Origin of the sequence: Streptomyces sp. ICC4, assembly GCF_003287915.1 — a bacterium.
Classification (GTDB): domain Bacteria; phylum Actinomycetota; class Actinomycetes; order Streptomycetales; family Streptomycetaceae; genus Streptomyces; species Streptomyces tritrimontium.
This window is the reverse complement of the sequence record NZ_CP030286.1, coordinates 7,704,193-7,724,419: the sequence shown is the minus strand read 5'-3', so window position 1 is coordinate 7,724,419 and position 20,227 is coordinate 7,704,193. Positions and strand designations below refer to the sequence as shown.

The 20,227-nt window shown below is 72.8% G+C and carries 16 protein-coding genes and 1 pseudogene; 13 read left to right on the top strand and 4 right to left on the bottom strand.

Features of this window, described 5'->3' with window-relative positions; all coding sequences use genetic code 11:
- Positions 1–31 precede the first annotated feature (31 nt).
- The 4 genes from DRB89_RS36300 to DRB89_RS36285 all read left to right on the top strand — a co-directional run bounded on the left by DRB89_RS36300 (position 32) and on the right by DRB89_RS36285 (position 4,427).
- Positions 32–529 carry a helix-turn-helix domain-containing protein gene (locus DRB89_RS36300; protein WP_112451318.1) on the top strand — a complete coding sequence of 166 codons (498 nt, stop codon included), beginning with the start codon at positions 32–34 and terminating at the stop codon, positions 527–529.
- On the top strand, positions 522–929 hold the full coding sequence (locus DRB89_RS36295) for a DUF4180 domain-containing protein (protein ID WP_112451319.1): 408 nt from the start codon (positions 522–524) through the stop codon (positions 927–929). The genes DRB89_RS36300 and DRB89_RS36295 overlap by 8 nt, the downstream gene beginning before the upstream one ends.
- Positions 930–1,004: 75 nt before the next feature.
- The gene (locus DRB89_RS36290) at positions 1,005–2,849 is read left to right on the top strand and encodes a sigma-70 family RNA polymerase sigma factor (protein WP_112463603.1); all 1,845 of its coding nucleotides are present in this window, start codon (positions 1,005–1,007) and stop codon (positions 2,847–2,849) included.
- A 114-nt stretch (positions 2,850–2,963) separates the two neighbouring features.
- Positions 2,964–4,427 (top strand): MFS transporter, encoded by a 1,464-nt coding sequence (locus tag DRB89_RS36285; RefSeq protein ID WP_112451424.1) that lies wholly within the window; start codon positions 2,964–2,966, stop codon positions 4,425–4,427.
- A 49-nt stretch (positions 4,428–4,476) separates the two neighbouring features.
- Here DRB89_RS36285 and DRB89_RS36280 read toward each other — a convergent pair whose 3' ends face one another.
- Entirely contained in the window at positions 4,477–4,689 is a 213-nt protein-coding gene (locus tag DRB89_RS36280; protein WP_112451425.1) for a hypothetical protein, read from the bottom strand.
- Positions 4,690–4,762: 73 nt separating this feature from the next.
- Entirely contained in the window at positions 4,763–5,902 is a 1,140-nt protein-coding gene (locus DRB89_RS36275) for an epoxide hydrolase family protein (RefSeq protein WP_112451426.1), read from the bottom strand.
- A 63-nt stretch (positions 5,903–5,965) separates the two neighbouring features.
- Between DRB89_RS36275 and DRB89_RS36270 the strand changes: the two genes are divergently transcribed.
- Complete coding sequence (locus DRB89_RS36270) at positions 5,966–6,934, top strand: YafY family protein (protein WP_112451427.1); 969 nt, start codon at positions 5,966–5,968, stop codon at positions 6,932–6,934.
- A gap of 437 nt (positions 6,935–7,371) precedes the next feature.
- On the opposite strand, the gene DRB89_RS36265 is transcribed toward DRB89_RS36270, so the two are convergent.
- Positions 7,372–9,555, bottom strand: coding sequence for an MMPL family transporter (locus DRB89_RS36265; protein WP_112451428.1), 2,184 nt, complete (start codon positions 9,553–9,555; stop codon positions 7,372–7,374).
- Positions 9,556–9,805: 250 nt separating this feature from the next.
- Here DRB89_RS36265 and DRB89_RS36260 point away from each other — a divergent pair, with 250 nt between their 5' ends.
- The 3 genes from DRB89_RS36260 to DRB89_RS36250 all read left to right on the top strand — a co-directional run bounded on the left by DRB89_RS36260 (position 9,806) and on the right by DRB89_RS36250 (position 14,721).
- Positions 9,806–11,437, top strand: coding sequence for a carboxylesterase family protein (locus tag DRB89_RS36260; protein ID WP_112452325.1), 1,632 nt, complete (start codon positions 9,806–9,808; stop codon positions 11,435–11,437).
- 298 nt (positions 11,438–11,735) lie between these two features.
- Entirely contained in the window at positions 11,736–13,181 is a 1,446-nt protein-coding gene (locus DRB89_RS36255; RefSeq protein WP_162688870.1) for a hypothetical protein, read from the top strand.
- 19 nt (positions 13,182–13,200) lie between these two features.
- A complete protein-coding gene (locus tag DRB89_RS36250) occupies positions 13,201–14,721 on the top strand; it encodes a hypothetical protein (protein WP_112452327.1) in 1,521 nt (506 codons plus the stop codon).
- A gap of 53 nt (positions 14,722–14,774) precedes the next feature.
- Here DRB89_RS36250 and DRB89_RS36245 read toward each other — a convergent pair whose 3' ends face one another.
- Positions 14,775–15,557, bottom strand: a complete 783-nt coding sequence (locus DRB89_RS36245) for a lysophospholipid acyltransferase family protein (protein WP_162688869.1) — start codon at positions 15,555–15,557, stop codon at positions 14,775–14,777.
- Between the two features lie 127 nt (positions 15,558–15,684).
- On the opposite strand from DRB89_RS36245, the gene DRB89_RS36240 reads away from it, so the two are divergent.
- The 5 genes and pseudogenes from DRB89_RS36240 to DRB89_RS36220 all read left to right on the top strand — a co-directional run bounded on the left by DRB89_RS36240 (position 15,685) and on the right by DRB89_RS36220 (position 20,161).
- Positions 15,685–15,936 carry an acyl carrier protein gene (locus DRB89_RS36240; RefSeq protein WP_162688868.1) on the top strand — a complete coding sequence of 84 codons (252 nt, stop codon included), beginning with the start codon at positions 15,685–15,687 and terminating at the stop codon, positions 15,934–15,936.
- Positions 15,933–17,138, top strand: coding sequence for a beta-ketoacyl-[acyl-carrier-protein] synthase family protein (locus DRB89_RS36235; RefSeq protein WP_204358171.1), 1,206 nt, complete (start codon positions 15,933–15,935; stop codon positions 17,136–17,138). The genes DRB89_RS36240 and DRB89_RS36235 overlap by 4 nt, the downstream gene beginning before the upstream one ends.
- A gap of 34 nt (positions 17,139–17,172) precedes the next feature.
- Positions 17,173–17,655: pseudogene (locus DRB89_RS36230) on the top strand (1-hydroxy-2-methyl-2-butenyl 4-diphosphate reductase); the annotation flags it as partial.
- A gap of 5 nt (positions 17,656–17,660) precedes the next feature.
- Positions 17,661–18,692 (top strand): adenosyl-hopene transferase HpnH, encoded by a 1,032-nt coding sequence (gene hpnH, locus DRB89_RS36225; RefSeq protein ID WP_112452297.1) that lies wholly within the window; start codon positions 17,661–17,663, stop codon positions 18,690–18,692.
- Positions 18,689–20,161 carry an aspartate aminotransferase family protein gene (locus tag DRB89_RS36220; RefSeq protein ID WP_239516524.1) on the top strand — a complete coding sequence of 491 codons (1,473 nt, stop codon included), beginning with the start codon at positions 18,689–18,691 and terminating at the stop codon, positions 20,159–20,161. The genes hpnH and DRB89_RS36220 overlap by 4 nt, the downstream gene beginning before the upstream one ends.
- Positions 20,162–20,227 lie beyond the last annotated feature (66 nt).

Below are 20,227 nucleotides of genomic sequence, written 5' to 3'. Positions count from 1 at the left end.
TCTTCCACTCGATGGGGTAGTATTAGGCACTATGCAGAATGAGGGGCAGGAGCTGTACTCGGTCGGCGAAGTCGCCGAGCGGCTGGGGCTGCACGTGCGGACCGTCCGGAACTACGTCCGCGACGGCCGGCTCAAGGCCGTCCGGATCGGCAAGCAGTACCGGATCAGCCGCGAGGACTTCGAAGCCCTGACCAGCGGCCCCACGGACACGGGAACCGGCACGGACAGCGGCGCCGACACCGGCGCTGACGCGCGCCCGGCGCGCCGGCACCTGGAGGTGTCGAGCATCGTGCAGATCGACTCGATCGGTCCCGACGCCGCGCACCGGCTCGCCACCCTCGTCACGGCGAGCGCGCAGTCCCCCCGCGACACCCCCGATCCGCTGCGCCTGCAGACGGTCTACGACAAGGAGCGGGCCCGTATGAAGATCGTGATCCTCGGCGACGCCGCCACCACGGCCGATCTGCTGCACCTGGTCGACGGCGCGCTCGGACCGGGCAACGGCATGGGGGAGGCCCGCCGTGGCTGACCTCATCGTGGAGCACCACGGCGTACCCGTGCTCGTCTGCGCCGCCGACGGGCCTCCCGTCGCCGGCGAGCAGGACGCGCTCGACCACCTGATCGGCGGGGCCTTCCACCGGACCGACATCGTGGCCGTTCCGGCGGAGCGGCTCGACGCCCGCTTCTTCGACCTCAGCACCGGCCTCGCCGGGGCGATCATGCAGAAGTTCGTGAACTACCGGGTCCGGCTGGTGGTCATCGGGGACATCTCGCACCACCTGCGGGCGAGCTCCGCCCTGCCCGACCTCGTGCGGGAATCGAACCGGGGCACGCACATCTGGTTCCTGCCCGACCTCGACGCCCTGGCCGCCCGTCTCGCCCCGGACGCGGGTCCCGATCACACCGCTTCTGATTCATACTCCGGATAAGTGTTATCGGAGTCCCTCTCGACGGTCTCCCAGGTATTGGGCATCATCGACCGCCGGTACGGACAGGGACTTCACATGAGCACTCAGCACACGGCAGCGCTGGTCGCGGCGGCGCGCGCCGGCGACCCCCGGGCGCAAGACGACCTGGTCAGCGCCTATCTGCCGCTCGTCTACAACATCGTCGGGCGGGCCCTGAACGGGTCCGTGGACGTGGATGACGTGGTGCAGGACACGATGCTGCGGGCACTCGACGGGCTGGGCGGCCTGCGCGACGACACCAGCTTCCGCTCCTGGCTGGTGGCGATCGCCATGAACCGCGTCCGCGCCCACTGGCAGGCCCGCCGCAGCGCTCCCGGCGAGAGCGGCCTGGAGGCCGCCTGGGAGCTGGCCGATCCCGGCGCCGATTTCGTGGACCTGACCGTCGTACGGCTCAACCTGGAGGGCCAGCGGCGCGAGACGGCCCGCGCCACCCGCTGGCTGGAGCCCGAGGACCGGGCGCTGCTGTCGCTGTGGTGGCTGGAGTGCGCCGGGGAGCTCACGCGCACGGAGATGGCCGCGGCGCTGGAGCTGTCCCCGCAGCACGCGGCGGTACGGGTGCAGCGGATGAAGGCGCAGCTGGAGTCGGCCCGGGTGGTGGAGCGGGCGCTGGAGGCCCAGCCGCCCTGCGAGGGCCTGCGGTCGGTGGCGGGGGGCTGGGACGGCGTCCCCTCGGTGCTGTGGCGCAAGCGAATAGCCAGGCACGCCCGTGAGTGCCTGCGCTGCTCCGGGCTGTGGACCGGCCTGCTCCCGGCCGAGGGACTGCTCGCCGGGCTGGCGCTCGTGCCGGTCTCGGTGGCGCTGTTCGCGGCGGTACGGTCGGCCGCCGGCCCCGGCTTCGTCCCCGCCGGCCAGGCTGTCGACGCGTGGGGGTACTCCCCCGACCAGGCGGGCGGCCAGGGCCTGCCGGACGGCCCGGGCCTGCCCGGCGAGGCCGCCGGCTTCGGCTCCGGGGCCCACGGCACCGTCACCCACCTCTCCCCGGCGGGCGGCTCCGGCACGGGCTCCGGTGCCGATACCGGCACCGGCACCGGCTCAAGCACTGGCACTGGCACTGGCACTGGCACTGGCACCGGATCCGGTCGCGCCTCGCTGCGCAAGGACCGCCGGGCCCGCGGCCGCCGCCGGGTGGTCGGCGGCGCCGTGATCGCCGCCTGTGTCGCCGGCGGCGGGCTGGGCTACCTGGCCACCCGCCCCGGCACCGCCGTGCCCGAGGCCCCGCCGGCCGCGCTCGTGGCCCCCGAGTCGGGCATCGCCCTGCCCTCGGAGTCGGCCTCGCCGTCGGCCTCCGCCGACGCGAGCCGTGGGGTTGAGGCCGTCCAGGAGCAGGGTCACGTAGCGCCGCCAGCCGTCCTCGGCCGGGTCCATGGTCCACAGCACGCTGACGAGCATGCTCATGATTCTTTTGAGATCGTCGGGCACGAGGTCCCCGCGGATCACCCCGGCCTGCTGGCCGCGCGTCACCAGCGGGTCGAGCGCGTCGAAGAAGCGGGCGCTGGTCTCCGCGGAGAAGACGCCGGCGTTGCGGGCCGCCGTCAGGACGTGGTGCTCGGCGGCCGCCGATGTCAGGGCGGCCTCGATCACGACGGTCAGGCTGCGGCGGGGATCCTCGTCGGCGAGGCCCCGGTCGATGGCGGGGCGGACGTCCTGGGTGAACTGCTGGTCGAGTACGGCTCGAAGGAGGGCGGCCTTGTCGGGGAAGCGGCGGAAGAGCGTCGCGATGCCGACGCCGGCCCGCCGGGCGATCTCGTCGAGCGGCGCATCGGGTCCCACCTGGGCGTATACGTCGCGCGCCGCCCGGACGATCTTCTCGACGTTGCGGACGGCGTCGGCGCGCAGGGGTTTGGGGGCGTCGTTCGGCACGCTGCCGACCATAGCAACTGATAGTCGACGATCGGATCTGGTTGACATGCCCCGCGCCGCGAACTGATAGTTGGCTACTGGTAGTTGACTACCGGTAGACGACTGATCGTTGTGCGCCGAGCCTCTAGGACCTCCATGCCCCAGCCGCCCAGGGCCGCTCCCCGCACCGGCAAGGTGATCGCGACGCTCGCGCTCGCGGGGGTCGCCGCGGCCGTCATGCAGACGCTGGTCACTCCGCTGCTGGTCGACCTGCCGAAGATCCTCCACACCTCCCCGTCCAACGCCGCCTGGGTCATCACCGCCACCCTGCTGGTCGCGGGTGTGTGCGTGCCGATCAGCGGGCGGCTGGGCGACATGGTCGGCAAGCGCCGCATGATGCTCGCGTGTTGCGTACCGCTGATCGCGGGATCGGTGGTGTGCGCGCTGTCGAGCAGCGTCGTACCGATGATCGCCGGGCGCGGCCTGCAGGGGATCGGCATGGGCATGATCCCGCTGGGCATCGCCCTGCTCCGGGACATCCTCCCCGCCGAGAAGCTCAGTTCCTCCATCGGCCTGGTGAGCGCTTCGATGGGCATCGGCGGCGGGATCGGCCTGCCGCTCTCGGCGGCCGTCGCGCAGTACGCGAACTGGCGCTTCCTGTTCTGGGGGGCCGCGGTGCTGGCGTCGGCCGTCGCCGTCATGATCGTGGTCTTCGTTCCGGACGTCCCCGCCGGCGCCAAGGGCCAGCGCTTCGACGCGGTCGGCGCGCTGGGCCTCGCGGTGGGCCTGGTGTGCCTGCTGCTCTTCGTGTCCAAGGGCTCCGACTGGGGGTGGGGTTCGGCGACCGCCCTCGGTCTGGTCGGCGCCGCGGTCGTGGTCCTGGGCGCCTGGGGATGGTTCGAGTGGCGGACCACCGATCCGCTGGTGGACCTGCGCACCACGGTCCGCCCGCGCGTGCTGCTGACCAACCTCGCTTCGGTGTTCATCGGGTTCGGCATGTACGCGAGCATGCTGGTCGTGCCGCAGTTGCTGCAGTTCCCGGCGGCGACCGGGTACGGGCTGGGCCAGTCGATGCTGGCGGCCGGGCTGTGGATGCTCCCCGGCGGGCTGATGATGATGGCGGTTTCCCCCCTCGGGGGCCGCCTCACCAACGCGCGCGGCCCGAAGGTCACCCTGGTCTGCGGGGCGCTCGTGCTGGCCGCGGGCTACGGCACGGCGCTGCTGCTGGCGGGGACGGCCGCGGGCCTGATGGTCGCCGCCATGGTCATCAACTGTGGTGTCGCGCTGGCCTACGGTGCGATGCCCGCCCTGGTGATGAGCGCGGTGCCGCCCGCGGAGAGCGGCGCCGCCAACGGTTTCAACGCCCTCATGCGCTCGCTGGGGACCTCCGTCGGCGCCGCGGTCGTCGGTGTCGTCCTGGCTCGGATGACGACCACGGTCGGCGGCGTCACCTTCACCTCCGAGGCGGGCTTCCGGACCGGCCTGCTGATGGGCGGCGGCTTCGCCCTGGTGTCGGGGGCCGTCGCCGCGTTCATTCCCGCTCCCCGGCCGCAGCGGGCGGGGCCGCGGGATGCCTCCGGGCCGGCGGCGGAGGCCGCGCAGACCTCGGTGAGCACGTAGCGCCGGTGCTCCGCCCCGGGCGGCGGCTCCGTCTCCGTCTCCGGGTGGGCTACGGCCTGTACGTGTGGGACTGGGTGAGGGAGCCGTGGACGGCGGTCGAGCTGTAGGAGACCCGGGCCGCGCTCGCCAGTTCCCTGCCGGCCTGCTCGATGCGCAGGCCGTCCGCCGTTTCGGTGCTGCGGTTGCCGCGCCGGAGCAGGGTCCTGATCATCCACAACGCCGCCAGGCCCATCGCGCCGAAGAACACTCCGAGCTCGATCACTGTGCCCCACCCCCTCGTACGTACGTCTGACCATGATCCTAAGAGACGGGGGCCGGGCGGGGAAGGTGGCAGGTCAGGCGAAGAAGGTGCGGACGTCCGACACGAAGGCTTCCGGCTGTTCCAGGGAGAGGAAGTTGCCGCCGCGTTCCAGCTCGGTCCAGTGGGTGACGTGGTGGTCGCGTTCGGCGAAGCGGCGGATGGCGATGTCGGTGGGCAGGGCCACGGCCACGCCGGTCGGTACGGTGCCGCGCGGTTTCGGGGCCCAGGCGCCCGGGTCGTGGGCCGCTTCGTAGTAGAGGTCCGCCGAGGAGCCGGCCGTGCCGGTGAACCAGTAGACGCTGATGTTGGCCAGCAACCGGTCTCGGCCCACGGCGTCCTCGGGGAGCTCGGCGGCGGGGTCGGTCCACTCCTTGAACTTCTCCGCGATCCAGGCGAGTTGGCCCACGGGCGAGTCGTGCAGGCCGTGGGCGAGGGTCTGCGGGCGGGTGGACTGGATGGCGGCGAAGCCCATCTTGTCCTGCTGGAATTCCTCCAGGCGGGCCAGGCGCTCCTGCTCGCCGGAGGTCAGGCCGTCGAGTTCGGCGGGGTCTCCGGAGGGGAAGGTGATCAGGCCGTTCACGTGGACGCCGGTGACCCGGTCGGGGGCCCGGCGGCCCATCTCGGCGGCGATCCAGGCGCCGCCGCCGGTCCCCTGGACTCCGTACGCGCCGTACCCGAGCCGCTCCATCAGCTCGACGAACGCGCCCGCGATGCGGCCGGTGTTCCAGCCCTCGCCGGAGAGCGGGCCGGAGAAGCCGGTGCCGGGGGTGGAGGTCACGATGACGTGGAAGTCCTCGGCGAGCGGCTTGATGACATCGACGAACTGGACGAACGAGCAGGGCCAGTCGTGCATCAGGAGCAGGGGCAGGGCATCCGGGTTGTCCGAGCGGACGTGCAGGAAGTGGATGTTCTGGCCGTCGATCTCGGTGGTGAACTGGGGGAACTCGTTGAACTCGGCCTCGGCCGCGCGCCAGTCGAAGCCGTCGGCCCAGTACGCGGCCAGGGCCTTGAGGTAGTCGGTGGGCACGCCCCGGCTCCAGCCGGCGGCGGGGCTCCCGGTGGCCCAGCGGGTGCGCGCGAGGCGGTCGCGCAGGTCGTCGAGCTCGGCCTGCGGGACGTCGATGCGGAAGGGGCGGATACGGGCGTCGGTGGGGGTGCCGCTGCTGTTCTTCATGGGTACGACGATATTCTCGATATAGGCATGAATCGTTCCTAATGAGTGGGCAGGCTGGGGCTTGTGATCGATACTTCGGCGCGGCTGCTGCGCCTGCTCTCTCTGTTGCAGAGCCCGCGGGCCTGGCCGGGATCCGAGCTGGCCGAACGGCTGGGGGTGAGCGGCCGTACGGTCCGCAACGACATCGAGCGGCTGCGCGAGCTCGGCTATCCCGTGGACGCCACGCGCGGTACGACCGGCGGCTACCGGCTGGGCGCGGGCGCGGCGATGCCGCCGCTGCTCCTCGACGACGAGGAGGCCGTCGCGGTGACGATCGCGCTGCGCACCGCGGCGCAGGGCGCGGTCCCCGGTACGGAGGAGACCTCGCTGCGGGCGCTGGGCAAGCTGGAGCAGGTGCTGCCCTCGCGGTTGCGCCGCCGGGTGCGGGCGCTGGCCGCGTACACGGTGGCCGTGCCGGCGGACCGGCCGGTGCCGGCCGTCGCGGCGGACGTGCTGACCACCCTGGTCTCGGCGTGCCGGGACCGGGAGCGGCTGCGCTTCGACTACCTGGACCACGCGGGTTCGCCCACCCGCCGCCTCGTGGAGCCGTACCGGGCGGTGAACTGGGGGCGGCGCTGGTACCTGGTGGCGTGGGACGTGGAGCGCGAGGACTGGCGGACCTTCCGGATCGACCGGATCCGGCCCCGCCTCCCGGCCGGGCCGCGCTTCGCCCCGCGCGAGCCGCCGGGCGGCGACCTCGCGGCGTACGTCTCCCAGCGGGTGTCGGGGGCGGCCTGGCGCCATCACGCGCGGGTGACCGTGCACGCCCCGGCGGCGGCGGTGATCGAGCGGATCAACCCGGCGGTCGGCACGGTCGAGGCGCTCGACGCCGGGAGCTGCGTGCTGGTCACCGGCGCCGACTCGGTGGAGGCCCTCGCCGTGCACCTGGGGCTGCTCGACTTCGACTTCGAGGTCACCGGGCCCGCGGAGCTGGTCGGGCACCTGCGCCGGCTGGCGGACCGCTACGCGCGCTCGACGCCGCCCGCCGGGTGAGCGGGGCGGCCGCCGCCTGCATCGCGGGCGATCTGGCCGAGCTGGTCACCGGGCGGGTGGCCCTCGACCCGTCGCACCCGCGCCTGTTCAAGAGCGTGGGCACGGCCTGGGAGGACCTGGCCGTGGCCGCGGCGGCGTACGGACTCGCCACCGGAGGCCAGGGCTGTGACCGCGGGCCGGGGAACGACCTGCGGCGCCCGGACAGGGGGATGCCGGGCGCCGCGGTGAGGAAGGCGGGAACCAGGGCGGCCCGGCGACGACGGGGCGGGGGATGCCCGCCGTCGCAGTGGGGCCGCCCTGGTGGTTCGCCCGCACACCGTCAGGAAAGCGCCCGCTGCTCGCGATGGACTACAGGAGTACCGGACCGTCCCGTCCCGGGCGCGCGAGCGGCCCGGGACGGCGTGCGTCCCGGGCCGCTCGCGCGTGGTGCGGGCACCTCAGCCGTGCTTCTCGATGTTGAGCGTGGGCAGCAGCCGGTCCAGGCCCGCCGGGATCCACCAGGCCTTGCGGCCCATCAGCTGCATGGCGGCCGGGACGATCAGGAGGCGGATGACGATGGCGTCGACGAAAACCGCGACGGCCATGCCGAAGCCGAACTGCTGGAGCATCCGGTCGCCGCCCAGCATGAAGGCGCCGAAAACCGCGATCATGATGAGGCCGGCGGCGACGATGAGCGAGCCGGTGTGGGCGAGGCCCTCGCGGATGGCCGTGTCGGGCTCCTTCGTACGGTCCCACTCCTCGCGGACCCGGGAGACCAGGAAGATCTCGTAGTCCATGGAGAGGCCGAAGACGATCGCGAAGATCATGATCGGGAGGTAGGCCTGGATCGGCCCCGGCTCGACGCCGAACATGCCCTCCTGGAAGACCAGCGTCATGGCGCCCAGCGCGGAGCCGATGCTCAGCAGGTTCAGCAGGGCGGCCTTGAGCGGGATCAGGATCGATCGGAAGACGATCACCAGGAGGATCAGGGACAGGCCGACGACGATCGCGATGAACACCGGAATGCGCTTGGCGACGGCGTCGGAGTAGTCCACGACGGCCGCGGTGGCGCCGCCGACGAGGTACGTCGCCGGGTGTTCCCGGGCGAGTTCGGGCAGGACGTTGTCCCGCAGCTCGTGGACGAGGTCGGAGGTCTTGGCGTCCTGCGGGGCGGAGGTGGGGAAGACGATGACGGTGAACGCCTGCTGGTCCTTCGCCGGGAAGGCGGGCGAGGCCGCGGCGATGCCGGCGGTGGACCTGAGCTTGGCGGACAGAGCCGCGCCGGCCTTGCTGTCGCCCTCGGCGACCACGACGAGCGAGCCGTTGAAGCCGGGGCCGAAGCCGTCGGCGAGGAGGTCGTACGCCTTGCGGCTGGTGGACGCGGCGGGGTCGTTGCCGGAGTCGGCGAACCCGAGGCGCATGCCGAGGGCCGGTGCCGCCAGCGCGCCGAGTGCGACCACGGAGAGCAGCAGGGCGGCCAGCGGACGGCGCTGCACACCGCTCGCCCAGCGGCGCCAAGCGGCCCCGCCCTCGGCGGACTTGCCCTTGGCCACGCGCTTTTGCGCCTTGGCGGTGAACTGGCGGGCGAACCGCTTGCCGAAGATGGCCAGCAGGGCGGGCAGCAGGGTGAGCGAGGCCAGCATGGTGACGAGCACGGTCAGCGAGAGGGCGACGGCGGTGCCCTGGAGCGAGCCGAGGCCCATCACCACCAGGCCCATCAGCGCGACGATGACCGTGCAGCCGGCGAAGAAGACCGTGCGCCCGGCGATGTCGAGGGCCTTGGCGGAGGCTGCCTCCGGACTCGCCCCCCTGACCAGTTCGGCGCGGTAGCGGGCGAAGATCAGCAGCGCGTAGTCGATGCCGACGCCGAGACCGACGAGGATCAGGACGTACTGGGTGTAGCTGGCGATGTTGACGAAGTGCGAGACGAGCACGACCCCGCCGAGGGTGGTGCCCACGGCGAACACGGCGGTGATGATGGGCAGTCCGGCGGCGATGACCGTGCCGAACATGAACGCGAGGATCACCAGGGCGGCGAGGAGGCCGATGCCCTCGGAGGCACCACCCTCCTGCTCGGCGAGCTTGCGGGCGGCTTCACCGCCGAGCTCGACCTGGAGGGTGCCGCTCTGGGCCGTGCGCGCGGTGTCGAGGATCTTGAGGGTGTCGACCCGCTCCATGAGCCCGCTCTTGCCCTTGAGGACGACCGTGGCGTAGCCGATCGTGCCGTCCTTGGAGACGGCCGAGGTCTCCGTGTAGGGGCTCTGGACCCGGGCGACCGTGGGGAGCTTGGCGACCTCGTCCAGCATCGCGGTGACCCGCTGCCTGGTGTCGGCGCCGGAGATTCCGGCCTCGTCGCGCAGCACGATCTTCACGCTGTCGCCGGCCTGGACGGAGCCGTGCTTCGCGAGGACGTCCAGCGTCTGCTGGGTTTCCGTTCCGGGCAGGGAGAAGTCGTCGCGGTAGCCGTCTCCGACGGCCGAGGCGCCGCCCCAGACGCCCACCAGGATGACGGTCCACAGTAAGAGGGCGGTCCAGCGGTGTCGCTGGCTGAAGGCCGAGGTGCGTTCCAGAAGGGTCTTGCGAGGGGGTGGCGGCGGTGTGTCGGGGCTGCCGACGCCCCTGACCGGTGCGGTGGTCACCATGCACTCCTTGTCTAGGCAACCTGCCCAGGTCCCCACAGCGGCGTGGAGCACGGCTGGAGCCCCGCTTGAACGCCGGGCGCATGTGGCTGGAAGGCGCACCGGATCCCGTCGCGGTGGCCGGATCCGGCGGTGGGGGCGGATCCGGCGGAGCGGGCCGGCGGGCTACCAGCATATAGACAGTGTTGATCGTCGGCAGCGTCAGAAGTGTATAAAAGACAGCCCCCGGACCGTCTTGAACCCAGGAGTACGGATGCAACGGCTCTCGACCCGGATCGCCCGGTTTTCCACGGCAAGGCCCCTGCTCGGTACCGCACTCGCGCTGACCGCCCTGATCGCCGCGGCGCTCCCGGCGGCCGCCTCCGCCGGATCCCAGATCGCCGGCCCGTCGGACGGCTCGACCCGCCCGGTGGTCTCCGTGGCGCAGGGCGCGCTGCGCGGCCGGGCCCACGACGGGGCGCAGGAGTTCCTCGGCGTTCCCTACGCCGCCGCGCCGGTCGGAGAGCTCCGGCTGCGCGCCCCCCGGCCGCCCGCGCGCTGGAACGGGGTGCGCGAAGCCACCGAACAGGCCCCCGCCTGCCTGCAGTTCTCGCCCTTCGGGCTGCGGGACCCGCGGGCGGTCAGCGAGGACTGCCTGTTCCTGGACGTGTACCGGCCCCGGGGGGCCCGCCCGGGGGCCCGGCTGCCGGTGGTCCTCTGGATGCACGGGGGTGCGTACAGCCAGGGCACCGGAACCCAGTTCGGCGGACGCACGATGGCGGAGCTGACCGGCAGCATCGTGATCAGCATCAACTACCGCCTCGGACAGCTCGGTTATCTGGGCCTTCCCGAACTGGCCCGCCAGGACGCCCCGCGCTCCGGCTCCTTCGGCCTGATGGACCAGATCCAGGCGCTGCGCTGGACTCGGGAGAACATCCGGGCCTTCGGCGGCGATCCGGGCAACGTCACGGTCTCCGGCCAGTCGGCGGGCAGCGGTTCGGTGTGCGGGCTGCTGGCCGCCCCGTCGGCGGCGGGACTGTTCCACCGGGCCGTGCTGCAGAGCGGGCCGTGCACGCTGCTGCGCACCCCGGACGCCGCGAAGGCCGAGTCCGAGGCCCGGGCGTTCGCGGCGGGCGCCGGCTGCGCCGATCCGGCCGCGGTCGTCGCGTGCCTGCGCGCCGCCTCCGGGCAGTCATTGGTGGACGCGGCCCGTACGCGGGCGACTTCGGGTCCCGCGTCGGGCGACGGGCTCCTCCCGAAGGATCCCGCCGCCGCGATCGCCGCCGGGAACTGGAACAAGGTGCCGGTCCTGATCGGCAGCAACCGCTCCGAGGCGCGGTTCTTCGTCGCGCTGACCCAGCCCGGGCTGACGGCCGAGCAGTACGCGGGGCAGGTCCTGGCGGGCTACGGAGCGGCCGGTCCGGAGGTCCTCGCCCGCTATCCGGTGGCCGCCCACGGATCCCCGTACCTGGCGCTGTCGGCCGTCATGACCGACTCGACGTTCGCCTGCGAGACCTCCTGGACGACGCAGCTGTTCGCTCGGCAAGTGCCCACCTTCGCCTACGAGTTCGACGACCCGGACTCGCCCACCCTGGCGGGTGCGCAGGTCCCGGGCCTGGACGAGTCGAACGCGCACAGCGCCGAGCTGGCCTATCTGCACGACTTCACCATGGGCGAGCGTCCCCTCACCCCCGTCCAGGTCGCGCTCGCGACGCGGATGAAGCGCTACTGGGGAGCCTTCGCCCGCCACGGGGTTCCCGCGGTTGCCGGCCAGACCCCCTGGCCCGCCGCCGGCCCGGGCGGCTCGGTCCTGAAGCTGGCTCCCGCGGGCGACCGGCTCGACCGGTCCTTCGCGGCGGAGCACCAGTGCACGTTCTGGCGCACCCAGCCTTCCCGGCCGTTCTGACGGGAGACGAGACGCGGTGACCGGCAGGGGTGATCCGCGCTCCCGTCAACACGGGGGTGCGGTTCCCATCCTTTGGTGATCACCGAAATGGCGGCGGCCCGGGGGGTGCCGCCACGCCGCCGGGTGCCCCGCGGACCACGGTTCCGAGGGGCGCCCGGCGGCTCACCGCCGTCCGCCGCGCGTGCGCCGGCGCGCAACGGCGGCGGATCGTGTCCCGCGCGGACTGCGGAGAATGCCAGCATGCCCGCTCAGGCAGCGGAACCAGGCGAAGCCGTTGCGCAGGCACGGAGGTGGGAACGTGACCGCTCAGACGGTGGACGAAGCGGACGGCGGGGCGTCCGCGGGGCCGTGGTTCGCGGACGCCGCCGACCCGCCGCGAGACGCCCGGCCGAGACCGCGCCGCACGGATCCGGAGCTGCTGCTGGCCGCGTCGGTCCTGCTGGCGGACGCCGCCCTCACGGCGAGACAGGCGGGCGCCGAGCTGACGAGCGCGCTGTCGAGCCCCCGGTCGGCGTGGCAGGCGCTGCGCCGACCGGCCTGGGCCCTGGGCGCGGCGGCGTCCTGCGTCAAGGCGTTGACCAGCCCCTCGGGTCTGGGCTTCGGGGCGAACGGCGGCCTGGCCGGTGAACTGGCCCGGATGGCGGGGAACCTGACGTACCGCCGCCCGGCCGCCGTGGCGATGGCCGTCGATGCCTTCGCCCTGCGGATCAGGGCGATCGCGGCCGAACACCCCAACCTGGACTCGCCCTTGGCCAGACGGCTGACGGACGCCATGGCCGCCGGGAACCGGCTGGAGGCGCTGCGCGCCATGTACGCGCTGATCGAGCACTCGGGGCTCACCCGCGCCCTGACCACCGTCAGCCCCGTGATCATGGAGCTCCTGGCCCTGCTCGGCCTGCTCGACGAGAACCCGGTCAACGACGACTTCTCCTGGGTGACGCTCGCCGGCGGGGTGCCGGCCACGGATCCGCTCTTCGGACTGCCCAGCACCCTGCTGAAGTACCTCAACCCCGGCCCGGGGCGGGCGGAGCGGACGGACGCGGACTCCATCCTGGCGAAGGTGCTGGCCGCCTCCCGCAACGACATCGTCAGCTACGTCAACGACATCGGGGCCCTGGGCAACCACGGACTGGTGCTGCTGCGCCGCGTCGCATGCGCTGACGGGGAGGTCCGCCACGTCCTGCTGCTGCCCGGAACGAGCTTCGCGCTGCTGAGCAACAGCACCCCGCAGGACCTGGTGGGCGCGTTCGACGGCCTGCTGCGCACCGATACGACCTACACCCGCGCCGCGCGGAAGCTGCTGCTCCGGGCCGGCGTGCCCACCGGCTCGCAGCTGATGATCGTCGGTCACAGCCTGGGCGGACTGACCGCGATGAACCTGGCGGCGGACGTGGAGGTCTGTGCCCGCTACCGGATCACGCACGTGGTCACGCTGGGTTCCCCGATCGACGGCAAGCGGCCCGCCGACCACACCACCCGGGTGATCAGCCTGGTCAACAACCACGACGTGATCCCGATGCTCGACGGACGCGGACCGGCGTCGCCCAACGAACTGCCCGACAACTGGGTCGAACTGGACTGGCTCGACGAGTCGTACGACTATCCGCTCTCCCACGCCCCGCAGGCCTACTCGGACACGCTGCGCGGCGCCATGGCGCACCACCGGGAGCGGGTCAACGAACTGATCGGCACCTATGACGGCGAGATCGTCGGCAACCAGCCCTACATGCTGCGCGACAAGTGACCCCGAGGGAGACCTTCCGATGCCCCCTGCCGACAGCACGGCGACGGCGATGCCGGTTCCGGTGACGGCGCCGCGACGGCCGGCGACGGCCTGGCCCTTGGAGAGCGCCGTGTTCAGCGCCGCCATGCTCGCCCAGCGCCTGCCGTGGACGGACGCCCCGGCCCGAGCACTGGGCCTGGACGCGCTGACCCGCGAGGGGGTGACCCGCTCGCTCCTCGCACACTTGCGGCGCACCCGCTCGGGGCGGCCGGTGCGGGTGACCACGCCGTTCGGGTCCTTCCTCGTGCCGCTGACCCCCGCCGACTCCGAGGCGCTCCTCGCCCGGGCCGACGAGGTGGGGGCGCTGGAGCCCGCCGTCGGGCTCACCCCGGGCGGGCACCGGTACGGGTTGTCCCCGCACGCGGTGCCCGAGGGCGGCATGGGCGCCCCCGGCGAGCGGTCGCCCGCCCTCGTGGCCCGGGTCGTGGACGAGGTGATCGGCGCCCGGCGCGGCGACGGCACTCTGCCGTGGCAGGTCTGGCACGAGGGCATGGCCCGGCTGGCCCGGCTCGTGGTGCTGGGCGAGGGGGCCGCCGAGGACACGCTGCTCGGCGAGATCACCTCCCGGGCGGCGGCCGCCACGGACCGCCTGGAACGCGAGACCTGGGGCCACGCCCTGCGGCGACGGCTGGTGCCCCACCTGGAGCGTCCGGACCCCGCTTCCCCGGCCGGCCGGCTGCTCGCGGCGCCCGCCGGAGCGGACCGGAGCACGGACCGGAGCACGGACCGGGGGCCGCACCGGAGCTCCGGTGCGGACGGCGTGGCCGGGGCCGTCGCGCACTTGCTGGCCCTGGTCTCCGAGGCCGCCTCCTCCACCGCCCTGCAGGCCCTGGCCCTGCGGACCGTGGACCCGGCGGCCTCTCCGGAAGAGGCCGTGGCCCGTGCGCTGCGGCTCTATCCGCCGGTCGCCGCCGCCGTGTACCGGGTACGGGCGCCGTTCGCCTGGGAGGACCTCGAGATCGGCGCCGGAACGGAGATCCTGTGTGCGCCGGGCTGGTCGGTGCTGCCGGGGGACCCCGCCCGCCCGGGAGCCTGGCCGTCCCCGCTGTGCGGAGCGCCCGGCGACTGCCCGGCGACGCGCTTCGCGGCGCTGGCCGCCGAGGAGGTCGTACGCGCGGTCACGGCGGCCGCCCGGCCCATGCTGATCTCACCGGTGCTGACGGCACGCCGGCTGCCCGCGACCCTGGACCCCCGGACCCTGCTCCTGGCCCTCGGGGAGCGCGCGGGCCGGCCGGGCGACGGGCGGGTGACGGTCGGCATGCCGGCGGCGGCCCCCGTCCCGGCCCGCGGCTGCACGCCCGCGTCGTACGGGGCCCTCGCGCGGGCGAGCGCCGAGCGGCTGGAGTCGCACGCGGACAGCCTCGCGGCCTGCGCCGAGACGGGAGGCTGGAGCGAGGACGAGGCGGGGGAGCGGTTCCGCACGGTCCTGCTCGACCACGCGCGGCGCTGCGTGACCGCGGCGGACGGCGTCCGGCGCGCCGCGAACCGGCTGTCGGACTGAACCGGCTGTCGAACTGAGGGCTGGGCCGGGGGCCGCGGGCGGGCGCGGCGCGGCTACCAGAAGGGCGTCGCGCGCCGGGGCCGCTCCCTGTCCACCAGGCCCTGCACCGCCTCCTGGGCCTGGGCGCACAGCAGCCGCGCCGCGGCCGACCGGGCGCCGAAGGACGCGGACCGGGCCGGCGCGGGGATCGGCTCGCCCACGGTGATCAGCCACTTCGCGGGCAGCGGGAAGAGGGCCGTGAGCGGGAAGCAGGGCAGGTCCAGCAGACGGGCGAGGGCGGGGAGCGCGCCGATCCGGGGGAGCGCCTCCTCGGCGCCGATGACGCTGACCGGGACGACGGGGGCGCCGGCCTTGACGGCGGTCACCGCGAAGCCCGGACTGAACGGCCGCAGCCGGTAGCGGCTGCGGAAGGGCTTTTCCAGACCGGCGATTCCCTCGGGAAAGACCCCCACGATTCCACCGGCGGTCAGCCGGTCCAGTCCGAGGGTCGGATCGAGTGGAATGGCTCCGTACTTCCGTGCGTACGAACCGATGACCGGAAATCGAAAGGTCAGCGGTGCGGCAGGCATGCACAGAGGCCGGTCCAAGTGGCGGGTGAGCGCTTTGTGGAGGATGAACGCGTCCAGTCCCCAGGCGCCCGAATGGTTCGCCACGACAACGGCGGGACCTTCCGCGGGAAGGTTCTCCAAGCCCGCGGTCTCCAGCCGGAAGTAGTCGTCCATCAGCCAGTCCAGCAGCCGGCCCCAAGCGTCCGCTCCCGCTTCGCCGAGCGCCTCCTTGGCGTACCGGAGCTCGGCTCCGCCGATTTCGATCGCGGCGGTCAGGCTTTCCGACACAAGTGGTCCCCGCTTTCGCATTTTGAATCATCGGGAAGGCATCAAAAGGCGGCCCTTTTTGAGTATGAACCCAGCCGTGATAGTTCTCTGGACCCGGGAACATACCGCATCGCAAATGAGGGCAGTCGTGACCACTTCAGCACCGGAATCCGTGATCGATCTGATCAGCGAAATCCTCGTCGAAACGTTCGAAATCCCCGCCGAGGAGGTGCGGGCCGACGCCCGGATGCGTGATCTGCTGACCGACTCGCTCATGGTGGTCGAGATGGCCATCGCCGTCCACGAGGCGCTGGGCTTCAAGGTCGACGAGGAGGAGCTGCGGGACACCACCCTCGCGGAGTTCGCCGCGGTCCTCGACGCGCGGCGGACCGAGCGTTGACGCGCGGCCCCGGGGCCGTCGTGACCGGCCTCGGCCTCGTCACGCCGGCCGGGTGCGGAGCGGAGGCCGTCTGGGCGGCCGTGTGCGAGGGCCGCACCACCTCGGCCGTCGATCCCGCGCTGGAGGGGCTGGCCCTCTCCCTCAGCTGCCGGGTGCCGGAGTTCGACCACCCGGTCCTGCGCGGGCGCGGCTCCGCCCACCTGGACCGGGTCGACCGACTGGGCCTCGTGGCCGTCGCGCAGGCGCTCGAGCACGCCGGCCTCGACCCCCTGGCGTGGGACGGCGACAGGGTCGCCGTGGTCACCGCCGGCGGCGCGGGCGGCGTGCTGACCCAGGACAGGGCCCTCGCGAGGATGGCCGAGCTCGGCCCCGAGTTCGTCTCGCCCTATTTCCTCACCGGCTATCTGTCGAACATGACGTGCGCCAACATCGCCCTGCGGTTCGGAGCGACCGGTCCGTCGCTGGCCACCTCCACCGCCTGCGCCTCCGGCACCACGGCCATCGGCCTCGCCCGCGACCTGCTGGCGACCGGGCAGTGTGACATCGCTCTGGTCTGCGGCGCCGAGGCGCCCATCACCCGGCTGCTGGCCACCGGCTTCACCCAACTCGGAGCCATGTCGGGCACCGGCGCACGCCCCTTCGACGCCACCCGCGACGGCTTCGTCATCGCCGAAGGCGCCGGCGCGCTGGTCCTGGAACGCCCCGAGCACGCCGCGGCCCGGCGAGCCCGGCCCCTCGCCCGGCTCATCGGCTACGCCGCCGCCACCGACGCCCACCACCTGGTGTCCCCGGACCCCGGCGGCCGCGGAGCCGAACGGGCCACCCGCCTCGCCCTCGCCGACGCCGGCATCGCCCCGCACGAGGTCGGCCACGTCAACGCGCACGGCACCTCCACGCGGCAGAACGACGCCGTGGAAGCCGCGCTCCTGCGCCGGGTGTTCCCCCAGCGGCCGCCCGTCACCTCCGCCAAGGGGACGCTCGGCCACACCCTCGGCGCGTGCGGGGTCATCGAGGCGGCACTCACCGTCCTCGCCCTGGACACGGACACCGTGCCGCCCACGGCCGGGCTGACCACCACCGACGCGGACATGGACATCGACGTGGTCGCGGGCACCGCCAGGAACCACGCGTCGTCGATCGCGGTCAGCAACTCCTTCGGGTTCGGCGGCCACAACGCCGTGGCCGTCCTCGCGCGCGCCTGAGCCCCGACACCCCGACTCTGTCTCTTATCAACATCTGAGCGGGGCCGCCGTGCTGGCCACCGGATTCTGCGCCGGGCTGCTGCCCGGCATGAGCCCCGGCGACCTGATCGTCGCCGAGGAGACCCGGGACCCGCGCGGCACGGTCGCCTGCGCCGGTACCGCCCTGCTCGCCGAGGCGCTGGCCCGGGCCCTGCCCGACCGGACCGTGCACCTCGGCGCACTGACCGGATCCGACCACGTCGTCCGGGGCCAGGAGCGCGCGCAGCTGCGCGCCACCGGTGCCATCGGGGTCGACATGGAGTCCGCGGCCACCTTGTGGACCGCGACCCGGGGCGGGACCGTTGCCGACGGTGCGGAGCGCCCGGTTGCGGCCGTCCGGGTGATCGTGGACGCTCCGGAGCATGAGCTCGTCCGCATCGGCACCGTTCGGGGGGGAATATCAGCCTTTCGCGTACTGCGTGCCGTACTGCCCGCGTTTTATGACTGGCACCGTTCTTTGCTGCTCCCCAGGAGGTGAGCCAGATGGCAATGCCACTGCGACAGACCATCAGGGTCGGGACGTATCTTCTCGAACAGAAGCTGCGCAAGCGTGAGAAGTTCCCGCTGATCGTCGAACTGGAACCCCTCTACGCCTGCAACCTCGCCTGTGAGGGGTGCGGCAAGATCCAGCACCCGGCCGGCGTGCTCAAGCAGCGCATGCCCGTGGCGCAGGCCGTCGGGGCCGTGCTCGAATCCGGCGCGCCGATGGTGTCCATCGCGGGCGGCGAGCCCTTGATGCACCCGCAGATCGACGAGATCGTGCGCCAGTTGGTGGCGAAGCGGAAGTACGTCTTCCTCTGCACCAACGCGATGCTGCTCCGGAAGAAGATCGAGAAGTTCACGCCGTCCCCCTACTTCGCCTTCGCCGTGCACATCGACGGACTGCGCGAGCGCCACGACGAGTCGGTGGCGAAGGAGGGCGTCTTCGACGAGGCGGTCGCCGCCATCAAGGAGGCGAAGAGCCGCGGGTTCCGCGTGACGACGAACTCCACCTTCTTCAACACGGACACCCCGCAGACGATCATCGAGGTGCTCAACTACCTCAATGACGACCTGCAGGTGGACGAGATGATGATCTCGCCCGCCTACGCCTACGAAAAGGCACCCGACCAGGAGCACTTCCTGGGCGTGGAACAGACCCGGGAACTCTTCAAGAAGGCCTTCTCGGGCGGCAACCGCAGGCGCTGGCGCCTCAACCACTCCCCGCTCTTCCTGGACTTCCTGGAAGGCAAGGTGGATTTCCCGTGCACCGCCTGGGCCATTCCGAACTACTCGCTCTTCGGCTGGCAGCGCCCCTGCTATCTGATGAGCGACGGATACGTGCCCTCGTACCGGGAGCTGATCAACGACACCGACTGGAGCAAGTACGGCCGCGGCAAGGACCCGCGCTGCGCGAACTGCATGGCGCACTGCGGGTACGAGCCCACCGCGGTCCTCGCCACCATGGGGTCGCTGAAGGAGTCGCTGCGCGCGGTCCGCGAGACCATGGGCGGGAACCGGGACAAGTCGGCATGAGCGCGGGCCACGCGCGCCGGGCGGGGGAGGCGGCCGCGGCAGGCGGGGCGGCGGCCGCGGCGGGCGGATCGGGCGGGCGCGGCCGGGGCAAGGGCTTCGACCTCGGCGCCCTGCTGGCCGAACGCGGCGCGGAGCGGTACGAGCTGCACGCCCGCCACCTCAACCACCAGCTGCCCCGGATGCTGCACACCATCGGCTTCGACAAGGTCTACGAGCGGGCCCAGGGGGCCCACTTCTGGGACGCCGAGGGCAACGACTACCTCGACATGCTGGCCGGGTTCGGGGTGATGGGCCTCGGCCGCCACCACCCGGTGGTCAAACAGGCCCTGCACGACGTCCTGGACGCCCAGCTCGCCGACCTCACCCGCTTCGACTGCCAGCCGCTGCCCGGGCTGCTGGCGGAGAAGCTGCTCGCCCACAGCCCGCACCTGGACCGGGTCTTCTTCGGCAACAGCGGCACCGAGGCGGTGGAGACGGCCCTGAAGTTCGCCCGGTACGCCACCGGGCGGCCCAGGGTCCTCTACTGCGACCACGCCTTCCACGGGCTCACCACCGGCTCGCTGTCGGTCAACGGCGAAGCCGGCTTCCGGGACGGCTTCGCCCCGCTGCTCCCCGACACCGGGATCGCGCTCGGCGACCTGGCCGCCCTGGAGCGGGAGCTGAAGAAGGGCGACGTGGCGGCCTTCGTCGTCGAGCCGATCCAGGGCAAGGGGGTGCTCGCCGCCCCGCCCGGCTTCCTGGCTGCCGCGCAGGAGCTGCTGCACCGGCACAAGGCGCTGCTGATCGCGGACGAGGTGCAGACCGGCCTCGGACGGACCGGGGACTTCTACGCCTACCAGCACGAGGCCGGGGTGGAACCCGACCTGGTGTGCGTGGCCAAGGCCCTCTCGGGCGGCTACGTCCCGGTCGGCGCGACCCTGGGCAAGGACTGGATCTTCAAGAAGGTCTACTCGTCCATGGACCGGGTGCTCGTCCACTCCGCGAGCTTCGGTTCCAACGCGCAGGCGATGGCGGCCGGACTCGCGGTGCTCTGCGTCATGGAGGACGAGGGGGTGGTGGCCAACGCCCGCGCGATGGGCGACCTGCTGCGCGGCCGCCTCGCCGGGCTGGTCGACGAGTACGAGCTGCTGCACGAGGTACGGGGACGCGGGCTGATGATCGGCATCGAGTTCGGCCGGCCGTCCTCGCTGGGGCTGCGGAGCCGGTGGACCATGCTGCAGGCGGCCCGCAAGGGGCTGTTCGCGCAGATGGTCGTGGTGCCGCTGCTGCAGAAGCACCGGATCCTCACGCAGGTCTCGGGCGACCACCTCGAAGTCATCAAGCTGATCCCGCCGCTGATCGTGGACGAGGCGGACGTCGACCGGTTCGTCGGCGCCTTCCGCGAGGTCATGGACGAGGCGCACGGTGGCGGCGCGCTGATGTGGGACTTCGGCAGGACGCTGGTCAAGCAGGCGGTCGCCAACCGCTGAGCGGACGGGCGGGGCGGGCCGCGGGGTCTGCGGACCCGGCGGCCCGCCCCGCGCCGTGTGTGCCGT